Origin of the sequence: Lysinibacillus sp. RS10, from assembly GCF_041956855.1 — a bacterium.
Lineage (GTDB): Bacteria > Bacillota > Bacilli > Bacillales_A > Planococcaceae > Lysinibacillus > Lysinibacillus xylanilyticus_A.
The window spans coordinates 3,030,003-3,041,740 of sequence record NZ_CP167122.1 but is presented as its reverse complement, the minus strand read 5'-3'; the positions used below and the strand labels follow the sequence as shown (position 1 = coordinate 3,041,740).

10 protein-coding genes are annotated in these 11,738 nt (G+C 35.1%); 8 read left to right on the top strand and 2 right to left on the bottom strand.

The genetic code is table 11. The annotated features are described in order from the left end of the window. The first annotated feature begins 240 nt into the window (after positions 1-240). On the top strand, positions 241-1,509 hold the full coding sequence (locus tag ACB089_RS15620) for a DUF5068 domain-containing protein (RefSeq protein ID WP_374967223.1): 1,269 nt from the start codon (positions 241-243) through the stop codon (positions 1,507-1,509). Positions 1,510-2,252: 743 nt separating this feature from the next. Here ACB089_RS15620 and ACB089_RS15615 read toward each other — a convergent pair. Then, positions 2,253-2,963 carry an SUKH-4 family immunity protein gene (locus ACB089_RS15615; protein ID WP_374967222.1) on the bottom strand — a complete coding sequence of 237 codons (711 nt, stop codon included), beginning with the start codon at positions 2,961-2,963 and terminating at the stop codon, positions 2,253-2,255. A gap of 75 nt (positions 2,964-3,038) precedes the next feature. On the opposite strand from ACB089_RS15615, the gene ACB089_RS15610 reads away from it, so the two are divergent. The 5 genes from ACB089_RS15610 (at position 3,039) to ACB089_RS15590 (ending at position 7,032) form a co-directional block, all read left to right on the top strand. After that, a complete protein-coding gene (locus ACB089_RS15610) occupies positions 3,039-3,323 on the top strand; it encodes a hypothetical protein (RefSeq protein WP_374967221.1) in 285 nt (94 codons plus the stop codon). A 5-nt stretch (positions 3,324-3,328) separates the two neighbouring features. Beyond that, on the top strand, positions 3,329-3,655 hold the full coding sequence (locus ACB089_RS15605; protein ID WP_368636507.1) for a multidrug efflux SMR transporter: 327 nt from the start codon (positions 3,329-3,331) through the stop codon (positions 3,653-3,655). A 14-nt stretch (positions 3,656-3,669) separates the two neighbouring features. Continuing rightward, positions 3,670-4,005, top strand: coding sequence for a DMT family transporter (locus ACB089_RS15600; RefSeq protein WP_374967220.1), 336 nt, complete (start codon positions 3,670-3,672; stop codon positions 4,003-4,005). A 224-nt stretch (positions 4,006-4,229) separates the two neighbouring features. Then, complete coding sequence (locus tag ACB089_RS15595) at positions 4,230-4,661, top strand: hypothetical protein (protein WP_374967219.1); 432 nt, start codon at positions 4,230-4,232, stop codon at positions 4,659-4,661. Between the two features lie 199 nt (positions 4,662-4,860). Further along, positions 4,861-7,032, top strand: coding sequence for a YheC/YheD family protein (locus ACB089_RS15590; RefSeq protein ID WP_374967218.1), 2,172 nt, complete (start codon positions 4,861-4,863; stop codon positions 7,030-7,032). 85 nt (positions 7,033-7,117) lie between these two features. Here ACB089_RS15590 and ACB089_RS15585 read toward each other — a convergent pair whose 3' ends face one another. Beyond that, on the bottom strand, positions 7,118-8,320 hold the full coding sequence (locus ACB089_RS15585; RefSeq protein ID WP_374967579.1) for an ATP-grasp domain-containing protein: 1,203 nt from the start codon (positions 8,318-8,320) through the stop codon (positions 7,118-7,120). Positions 8,321-8,478: 158 nt separating this feature from the next. Between ACB089_RS15585 and ACB089_RS15580 the strand changes: the two genes are divergently transcribed. Next, a complete protein-coding gene (locus tag ACB089_RS15580; protein ID WP_374967217.1) occupies positions 8,479-9,873 on the top strand; it encodes a Mur ligase family protein in 1,395 nt (464 codons plus the stop codon). A gap of 410 nt (positions 9,874-10,283) precedes the next feature. Then, on the top strand, positions 10,284-11,669 hold the full coding sequence (gene murF / locus ACB089_RS15575; protein WP_374967216.1) for a UDP-N-acetylmuramoyl-tripeptide--D-alanyl-D-alanine ligase: 1,386 nt from the start codon (positions 10,284-10,286) through the stop codon (positions 11,667-11,669). The last annotated feature ends 69 nt before the right edge of the window (positions 11,670-11,738 follow it).

Genomic DNA, 11,738 nt, shown 5'->3' with positions numbered 1-11,738 from the left:
AGAAAATAGTTTAAAAAAGCTTGAATATGCAAATTAATGGAAATTGAAAAATAAGATTGAATTATTAAAAAAACAAAATTTGGATTGTCATTGCTTCGATAGTATAATTTCTTCCAATGTACGTTGTTTTGGAACTAAATGTGGATTAAAATGGGTATCAGCTCAAAAAATTGCTTTTATTAGTATAAATTGTTTTTTATTGAGCTTAAAAAATGATAAAGATACATCTTGGAGGAAGAAATGAAAAAGAGTTTATTTTTAATATCTTCGCTAATTTTATCCACTTCAATTATTCTAGGTGGCTGTGGAAACAATGAAGATGAAGCAAAAAAAGATGAAAATTCAAAGAACACACAGGAAGAAAAAGGTCAAGAACAAGATAAAGTTAAAAAAGACGAGCCTAAAAAAGAAAAAGAAACTACTGAAGGATCAGCCGACTTTGCTTCTTTAATTTCTTATATGGAGAAGGAAACTCAAGGGAAAACGAAAGTTCTATTTGAAAACAATGAACCCCAAGTACATAAAATGGAAAATGTTTCGATTTCACTGGATGCATATTCAGTAGTAGAATTGAAGGATTTCCATACTGATTTTAATATTCCATTTAACGAGGAAACAAATGGTGGTGTCATTTTAGCTAAATATACAGTGAAAAATGACATGGATAAAGATGTTTATTATATGCCTAGTTTAGATATCACATTTACGGGTGCAGATAAATATTATACGAACTATAAAGAGTTAATTCCTGAAGAAGATCAATTACCAACAAAGCTAAGCTACTCAACAGATTATTTGCTAAAAAAGGGTGAAGAGGTAACAGGATATATTGCTTATCCATTCGGTGCAACAGATTTAGCAAAAATCAATGAACTGGGCACTGTAGCGGTAATGGTTCCACTACCGCTTACTGAAAAAGAAAAATATGATTCTACGATCGGTTCTGAAGGAAGATTTAATCTAGCTTTACATGCTGCTGGTTCGGAAAAAGTATCAAGTAACGCATCATTCTATCAAGATAAAGCAACGATGGAAAATATGGGTGAAAAGAAGATGCTGAAGGAAAAAAGCGACATCAATGAAAGCAAAAAAATTGGTGATGTCAATGCTACTTTAGAAGGGTATCAGTTTACAGCATTTACACCAAATGAGGTGGAAGCTCCTCGTTTCTCCAATTTCACAAATGGTGTGACGTTATTAACAGTGAAATTTAAACTAGACAATAAAGCTGCTAGTGAAATTGGCTTATCTGCTATGTCTTCCAAATTAACGGTTAATGATGGCTCACAATATTTATTGAGCGAAGGTATGTTATTAAATTACAGTTATAATGACATTATTAAAGCTGGAGAAGCTGGCGAGCTATTGCAAGTATACGTATTAGACCAAGAGCAATATGAAAAAATTTGGAAAGACAAAGCCTTTGAACTTGAATTAGGTCCAATTCGAGATAAAGGTTCAAAGGATACTTCTAAAGGCCATACAGTCACGTTTACATTACCAAAATAAATTGTAAGAGCCCTCTCAATCTAATTTGAGAGGGCTTCATTTTTTCGTTGTTGGGGATTCATACAAGACGAGTATTTTGTCCTAAAGAAAATTATTATATTTTCTCTGACAAAATATGCACAACCAAATAAACAGATGGCTCATCACCAAAAGTTGTGGATGACATTTGTTAAAACATATACTATGTAAATAAGTTGATTGGAGTGGAGGCTGGGTGACTCCTTGGGGATCAGCGATAGGGGAACGAAGGCTAAGAGCATCACGTCCTGTGATAACGCCTTCGTGACCAACATCCTGTTGCCCCGAGACCCTGGAGCGAGCAACGCGACTGAATGCATAAATGCTTCGGGCAAAGGATAATTTTGATAAAAAGATAGAATAAGTAGTGTAATGATAAAAAACAAACTATAAAAAATCATTTTTTTTTTCATATTCCACCTCTAGATATTAGATGCTATTCCACCTAAGATAATATAGTGACTATAAGGAATTAGAACATTTGTCATAAAAACCACAAGTATTTTTTAAACGATTTTATTGTAAATGAAACAACTTTTTTATCACTTCTACGTTTCATTTGTGCTTTGTGGCATCCATTTTACACATTTGTAGCCATGTTCAATATACTGGATGCTCATCATTTTTGCTTCTTCACGCGCAATAGTTGTACCGGCTTCGGTCATTTGGCCAAGGCAACAGTCGGGCTTACTGCTTACCTTAACACTTTAAGTACCACTATATATTTACCACCCTCTTAACCCTAATCCTTTTCGATGAGACGTTTCTAGTAGGGCAAGTTTTTCCACCCAGTCATCACATTTTTTCTCCCAATAGTGTAAAGAATTATTTTTTGAACATAGTATAGTAGAATCAATTTTTCGTAACTTCGTCCTTAATTGATGAGGAATTGCTAATATTTCATCACTAAACTTCATTTCCTCTTGATCTCGAAAATCGTTATAGTATTTAGTAATTTTATTGACGTACCGTTTATAGATCGCTAGTGAAAGACAAAAAGTTTCTATTGATGAATTTACATAGATGCGTTCTTTGTTTTCTACATGGCTATAGTCTAATAAAACAATTTCAGCATTAAGTCGATTGAGCACAAAGTATTCATGATTGATATGCTCTTTAATCAGATAGAAGTTCTCAAAATTTACATAATTCGGTAGTTTATTGATAATATCAGCAAAGTACCAGTCATTTTCAAGTTTCGTTAAAGGTGCCTCCTCACCAGACTGTTCTAATTTTAATACTTCGGTTTTTAATTCCATTTCCTTTAGTGAGGAGTAGCTTCTTAAAAATCCTTTTGAAATAGATAAAAATTTATATTTTCTGCGGAACTTTTCAAAGTCATCCCCAATGTGTTCAACTAAAAAATCAATTGAAGCTGGAGAGATTCCTTTTTGGTCCATTTGCAAAATGGTTCTGTATGTATTTAAAGAATCCAAAATTATATATCCTCTCTTTCTGTCTTTTGTAATAGTATACAGAATTTTATTGGAACGGATAAAATGAAGTGTATAATGAACAAAGCATATCAATATACAAAATTCGTGTCTACGTTAAATGTAATATGCAAGGCATTAAAAATTCAAATTAGGCAATATGATCATTTATCTATCTCATCAGCTTATGAATGCTTGCTAGAGGAGTTATGTATGGATGGATTGGAGGTTTCTATTGTACATTTGATTCGGTTAACGATTGATGGATTGTATTATGCAAAACGATTAAATATCGCACCGATTACGGATGAAGCTGCAGAGGGTGTTTTTGAACAATTAATGCAAATGACATGGAAGGACTAACATAGATGAGTGCTTTTGGTTTTTTATTTATTTCAATTATCTCAGAAGTTTTTGCAAGCTCCATGCTGAAACTTACAAATGGCTTTAAACGAATACTACCGTCAATTGGTGTAGTAGTTGGATACGGGACTGCCTTTTATTTCCTATCCTTAACCCTACAATCTTTAGCAATTGGCACAGTCTACGCGATCTGGGCGGGGGTAGGAACGGCGCTAACAGCGATAGTCGGCGTAGTGTTTTATAAGGAATTATTCAATGTGAAAAAAATGATTGGTATTTTGTTCATTATTGTCGGTGTGGTTTTTCTTAACCTTGCTGGTGGTGGACATTAAGGAGGAAGTTGCCAATGAAAGGTTATCTATTTTTAACGTTATCCATTGTTAGCGAAGTATTTGCCACAACGATGCTCAAGCTTTCAGAAGGATTTACAATTTTAGGTCCATCCATTGCTGTTGTATTTGGATATGGCATTTCGTTTTATTCATTATCTTTATGTTTAAAAACGTTACCATTAAGCCTAGCATACGCCATTTGGTCTGGAATAGGCACAGCATTAACAGTCATTGTGGGAATCGTTATATGGGGAGATATATTTAATCTTTACTCAGCCATCGGAATTACATTCATTATTGGTGGTGTTCTTCTTCTAAATCAAGGAGACCGACATAATGCGACAACATAACGTTCATAACAAGAAAACGTCTAAATGTTAAATGATGGACGTTTTCTTTTTTTTGTAGAATTCTTTCATTTATATAAATTTATCCCGCATGAACATCCCCTTCTTTCATGAAAAAAGTCGTCATATTCCTAAGTTCTACATATTATAACGAGAAGGTGTTAAACATGTTGAAATTGGTTCATTGATAATAGATGTCTCACAAGACTTGGGAGGGGCTGGGGGAAATGAATAATGAAAACAGAAGAAATCATTTTTTATGTGAAGCACTCTACGACATAAAAACACTCCAGGATATGATGAATGATTTTCATTCTAAATACTTTGGACAGCTACTTGTGAATATAATTGGAAGTGATACGATACCCTTTTTTTTAGTTACACATAAAGGTGCTCATTTAAAATTATTAGATACAGTAAAGAAGTTTGAAACAGAGTTTTTTCGTATAGAGGATATTGATAGGGAACGTTGTCGTGGAACTGTTTCGCTTTTACGTGCCTATGATTATGAAGGGCACGATACGAATTTGTTACCAGAGGTTGTGAGGTTAGAGAAAACATCCACAAAAAAATCTATTGAATTAAGTGGTATTTCGGCAATTCAATTATTGAAGCCTGATATGTTAAAAGGGAAATACATCATTGAGCCCAAATGGTGAGGATCATTTTTTTACTATTCAAATGAAACAATACTAAAATCTGTTCTTGATATAAAAAGCAGGAGTGCCGTCAAGTACATATTTTGGTGCGGAGCCACTAAAATAACAGAATGATTAGAGCATCTGTCTGTATGCACGCTGGATTGATTGAATTTATTAGAAAGAGAATTAGAATTACAGGAAAGGAAGAGATTAATGCATGACACTTATTGGGATGTTACATCACCGTTTAGATCCTAGAACTGTTATTAAGTCGTATGCATTTGCAGCTGTGGCAAAAGCAGAAGGAGCTCAATTTTTTTATTTTACACCAAGAAGCGTGAATTTTAATACACGTTCCATAAACGGGAAAGTATATGAAGATGGCGAATGGCACGATAGGAAAATGCCCTTTCCAGATGTAATATACAATGCAGGAAGTCCTGAAAAATTATCGGTATCAAAGAGAATTATTAATAGATTAAAAAAAGAAATACCTTTTACAACACATTCAATCGGAAATAAGTGGAACGTTATGGAACGTCTTAGGGAAGCTAAGAAATTTGACAAGTATTTAATCCCAACAAAGATTGTGAAAAGTGCTGATTTGTTCCATAAGTTTATGACTACCTATAAAAAAGTAGTGTTTAAACCTATAGATGGCCGAAAGGGAAAAGGGATCTATTTTATTTCGCAAGCAGGGAGTACTAATTTTGAGGTAAGGAAGGATAGCGAAAAGAGTCTTTATTCGAAGCCCCAGTTAGATAAATTATTAGCTGATCAACTTTCTACTGGAACCTTTATCATGCAGCCCTATATTCAATCAGTAACAAAATCAGGGCAAGTTTATGATTTTCGTCTGCATGTGCAAAAAAACGGGGAAGGCAAATGGATTATTACGACAATCTATCCGCGCATTGCACCAAATGGCTCGATTATACCTAATATTAACAATGGTGGTTTTACAAATTATTTAGATCCTTTTTTGGAGCAGGAATTTGAAGAAGATGGCTATAATATCCGGCGCATGCTAGAGCATTTTTCTTTGTCATTAGCCCATCATTTAGATGATATTCAAATAGTGCAATTTGGAGAGGTCATTGATGAAATTGGCATTGATATTGGATTAGATGAAAATCAAAAAATTTGGATGTATGAGGTAAACTGGCGGCCGGGCTGCCCACCTGCCTTTTATTTAGAATTAGATGTGGTGATCAATTCTATTAAATATGCAATGTATCTTGCAAAGAACAAGAAACAACTTCAAAGTGAAATTACTCAACAGAAAAATAAACATCTAACCAAAAAACAAAATTTACCAATCATTGCAATTACCGGTAGTGCCGGAAAAACGACTTCTAAAGCATTTCTTGCCTCTATCTTATCGGTAAAATGGAACATTTTTGAATCGAAAGATTATTGGAATACGACAGAGCATACAAAAAAACACGCCGAAGAAATCAATGCTTCACATGAAGCGGTCGTGCTTGAGTACGGAATGGCCTATCCTGGAATCATAACAAATCACTGTAGCATTATCCAACCGAATATTAGTATTATCACAAATATCGGTTTGGCTCATGTCGGTAATTTTGATGGAGATATTAGAGGGGTGGCAAAGGCAAAATCAGAATTAATACATGGAATGACTCAAGGCGGTTTACTAATATTGAATAAAGATGATGACAATTCTAAGTTTTTAGAAACACAGAAGTTTAAAGGAAAGGTTTTAACAGTTGGTATTCATGGCACAGCAGACTATAATGCCTATGATATTCAATATAAAGATATTGGTATGACATTTAAAATAAAGCTGCAGGGACAAGAAACTGAAATGTATATCCCGATTTTAGGGGAACATCATGTTTATAATGCGCTCAATGCGATTGCAGTGGCCGATCATTTAGGATTTAGTCGATTAGATATTAAAGCGGGACTAAATTTCAAAAAGCCGCCAAGAAGGTTAACAATTTATAATTGTCGCGATGAAATCACAGTTATTGACGATACTGTTCACTCTCACCCTCAAGGTGTACGGGCTGCAATTGATGTTCTGAAGAATATTGCAAAGCAACGGAAAGTAGCAATCATAGGTCAGATGCGAGAACTAGGGGATTTAAGGGAAGAGGAATATCGTAAAGTTGGCGAGTACATTCAAGAGCAAGAGATAGATTTACTCATTACTTACGGATTTAGAACAGAGGAAATGGGAAATGCTGCAATAGCTAAGGGGATGAATCCTTCTAAAGTTTATCACTTTATTAATAAGGAAGAACTGCATGTACTATTAGATAAAATCATAAAACCTAATGACACCATTTTAGTAAAGGGTGCAAGTAAAACGAATATGTTTGAAACGGTAAAATTTTTAGACCAAACTTTTAAAGAATAATTTTTAAGCCCGAGTAACTGTCCACTAGAACGTGACAATTACTCGGGTATTTTTTTGGAAATATATTCTGTTTAGAAAATTTATTTTACACTTTTAGAATAAATTTTATCTCTTTTGCTGCGGTTGTTGCATTTTTTTTAGCTTCGGCTAAAGTGTTACCTTCCGCAATGACATATGCATAGCGATGACCCATTGATAAAGGTGGAGTTAGTAATGTTCCTCTTTTCGGCTTTACATATACCTCTACAATACCTGGTGATTTTGTTGCTCTATTTTTTCCAATTACCCTTTCTAAAATACCTTTACTGTCAACAATGATGTATTTTGTATAAACAGATTTTCTATGCCTCGGTTTGACATTAGGGGCTTCACCTAAAAATAACTTAAGCGTTTCTTCCACTAAACTAAATCCAAAAGCAGCTTGTAGCATATTGTTCATGGCGCCGCCTGAAATTCTAGGATTAATCTCGATCAGCTTCCAACCATTTTGTGTTAAACGAAGCTCTAAATGAAGGGCACCATTCTCAATATTAAACGCCTTAACAATGGAATGGAGTACTTCTTCGATCCCAGTTTGAATGTTCGCAGGAGCTTTGACGACTACGCCATAACCGGTAATGATAAAGCGTTTCCCCTTGGTAATTTCTTGTTCAATAATGCCTATTACATGAGCTTGGTGTTGAAAAACGATGGCTTCCACTAAATATTGAGGGCCATCAAGGTATTCTTCAATCATAATTGTTTCATTTGGATTCTTACTTCGAAGAGATTTGAGGTGATTATTAAGCTGAGCTGAATTTTTTGCTAACAACACATCTTTGGAGCCCGTTGATTTTGGAGACTTCACAATCAATGGAAAACCCATATTATTAGAAATGGTTTCGTCTGGTTTAATTAGGGCAAATTGAGGTGAATAACTTTGGTCCCTTAAATGATTTCTTGTTTTTTCTTTATCTTCCATTATTTCGATGGCGGATGAAGATGTATAGTTTTGACAAAATTCATCACATAAAATAGAAGCAATATGGACAAATGGATCAACAAAACTTACAACACTTTTAATCTCAAATCCATTTTTAGATAATTTATCAATTTCTTCTTTCATTTTTTCTATGTTCAAAGTGTCAATAAGAATCATTTTATGAATGTCGGGGTAGGCTTTTCGCTGTTGAAGTTGTTTTTCATTGTTGGTGAAAAGTATTGTAAAATAGCCTAATCTTTCTGCTGCTCTTGTTGCTTCACGACTTGACCCGGATTTATTTGTACCGATAAATACAATGGCTTTCAGAGATATCACTCCTTCTAATGGTACTTAGTTACTTATTCACTTAATCATCTATATATATATGCAAACACATAGTTTTCTTCTAGTTATGTATCATGTCTACATCCAAGCAACTTTAAGCATGCTTCATATACTAGAAATAGAAAGGAGGGAGAGAAAATATGAAGCCTCTTTCGGTGAAGAATTTAACCATGATTACTGCAGGTAAACTAGTGCATGGGTCAGATAAAGTGCTCATTCAGTATGGTGCTTATCGACTAAAGCAAGTGAAAAAAACAAATACAGCCCTTTTTACGGATAAACATATTGTTAATTGGAAAAGTCTAGAGTCGCTTTTTCCTCTAGTGCTAGTAACGGATTGGTCTTATAGTCCAAAAGAGATTCCTAGTCAAGTAATCATTATTAACGTAGCGAATGTAGATGAGGCCTATTGGAAATTTGTACATTTTTATCGAAGTCAGTTTAATATCCCAATCGTTGCGATTACAGGCACTTCAGGAAAAACAACGACAAAAGAAATGATTAAACATATTCTTTCTGCTGAAAATAAAGTGGCAGCCACTACGCTTAGCAGCAATTCTAGAACAGCTTCTTTACAATATTTACTGAGCATTGATGATGAAACTGAAGCGGCTGTTTTTGAAACGGCTGTTGGTTCACCAGGGGATGTCAGAAAAGCAGGAAAATATTTTAAGCCATCCATTGGTGTTATTACCAATATAGGAGCACATCATTTGAATTATTGTAAAACGTTGGAGGGTTATATTGAGGCAAAGGGAGAAATGCTGGACATTATTGATCCCGCTGGCTCATTAATCCTTAATGCTGAGGATGTCAACACAAGCAAAATAGATTTATCAAGGTTTCACGGAAAAATCATTAAAGTAGGTAAGCATCAATCCAGTGATTTTCGAGCAAGTAATATTCGCTACCACAAAAATGGTATGTTGTTTAACGTTCATCACAAAAAGATGAGCTATGAAATCTTTGTACCAGGATTTGGTGAGCATCAAGTATATAATGCGCTTGCAGCCATTGCAGCCGTTTATGAAATAGGTATTCCTATTCCAATGGCTGCTGAACAACTGCGATCATTCCGACACTTAAATAAGCAGCTTCAGCTTTTTGAGGGCATTAATGATTCCGTGTTATTGGATGATACATGGAGTATTACGACCACTTCTTTGGAAGCCGCATTAAAGGTTTTGAATGAGCTTGGAGTAGGTAAGAAAAAGATTGCAATAATTGGAACGATTACAGATTTAGGCTCTTGGGGATATACTATTCACGAGCAGGCGGGAGAGTTAATTAATCGCATTGGGGTCGATGTACTCATTACAATAGGGGAGCATGCACGCATTATGGCGGACCATGCCATTGATTTAGGATTTAGTTCACATGTTTATACATTTAGAAATAGTACGTTCGTCTATAAATTATTACAAAATCTTATTGATGAAAATACGATTGTTCTCATTAAAGGAGATATGTATAGTAAACAAATTTTTGAATTAGCTGCAAAATTAAAGGTAAAAACTGTACCCCCAGCTGAATAGTCTCAACGAATCGTGTGGGATCATGCCTGTGTCACACAGAGTGTTTCTCTACAAATGTATAGTATTCTGCTAGAAAGGAGCGCTCTGGAAAGAAGATAAAAAGGGATAAAACAGAAGTCCATACGAGAAATGTTGGAAGATTGGCCAAACAACAGGTTCATCACCAAAAGTTGTGGATGACATTTGTTAAAACGTTTGCCATCTATATAGGTTGATTGGAGTAGAGGCTGGGCGACTCCTTGGGGCTCATCAGACGCCCTCAGGAAGCTTTGCTCTGCGCGAAAGCGAAGCGTCAGCACCCAAGCGCCCGGTTGGTACAGAAATCAACCACACTTTATGGTGATGAGCCAAACAATACCCAATTGATTAGAGACATATATTATTGGATAAAGAGAGGGGGAATAATTACCTTGCAACATATAAGTGTGAGTGATATTAGGAAATTACTACAGGGGGAATTGATAAGCGGTTCTGAAAATTGGTCTGTCAAACATGCCATCTATTATAATCGACACGATTTGACGCAAAGTCATACACTAATGTTTGTTAGTAAAAATGATGAAATTAACTGGCAAGAGATCAATCGTATGGGTCCGTCTCTAGTGTTATCAAATAAATCAACAACAGAGCTGAAAAACGCACTAGAGAATACAACTGTTATACAGGTTAAAAGTATTGTGCAGGCATACTGGAAGTTTATCGAATATTACAGAGGTCTGTTCCAAATACCTGTTGTTGCTTTGACAGGTACATGTGGAAAAACAACAACGAAAGAAATGATTAAACATATAGCAAGTAAAGAATGGAATGTTCAAGCATCCATAAGTAGTAAAAACGAACCTCGGCAATCATTACCTTATTTGACAGGTATCGATGACACAACGAAAGCAGCAATATTTGAATTAGGTTTAGGAAATACAGGGAATATTAAGCATCAGTGTATGATTTATCAGCCGACAATTGGCATCATTACAAATATTGGTGTGCATCATTTAGATGGCTGTAGAAACCTTGAAGGCTATATTAAAGCGAAGGCAGAAATTGTAGATGGAATAAGGGATAACGGCATCTTGATTATCAATGGCGATGATGAAAATATCAAGAAGATCCCTATGCATACTTTTAAGGGAAAGATGATTACTGTTGGATTACAGGAACAAGCAGATTACAAAGCTTCTAAAATACAATTTCAAGATAACGGCATGCGGTTTGTTTTACATGTATCCGATGCAAAGTACAATGTATTTGTCCCTGGCTACGGTGAACACCAAGTATATAATGCATTAGCTGCTATCGCGGCCATAAAAGAAATGGGACTTTCCATTCGTCATGCCATCTCAAGTTTGCGATCATTTAAACCGATGGCAAGACATTTAGAATTTTCGAAAGGTATTGGTGATAGTACGATAGTAGATGACACGTGGACAAATAACCCGACATCTGTTGAAGCAGCTTTAAAAGTGATAGATACGATAGGAAAAGATAAAAAAGTCATCCTTATTTTAGGAGATATTAAGCGATTAGGTAATTTCGAAGAAAAATATCATCGGGAAATAGGCTCCATGGTCGCCCAAAGAAAAATTGATACACTGATTACGATTGGCAAAAGAGCAGAGACTATTGCAGAACAAGTGCTAAAGGAAGGAACAAGCGCAGAAGTTCATCAGTTTAAAGATGTTACGGGCGTTTTAGAAATTTTGAAACCAAAGCTTGATCAAGATACGATAGTGCTTATCAAGGGACCGATGTCTAGTAGATCTATGATTGAATTTGCCAATAACCTAAAAAATAGATAAATAGAAAAAAAGAAGCTTCCCCTGTCAAGTAGACAGCTTTAAAAGAGACTAAGCAACCATCTGGTGTCG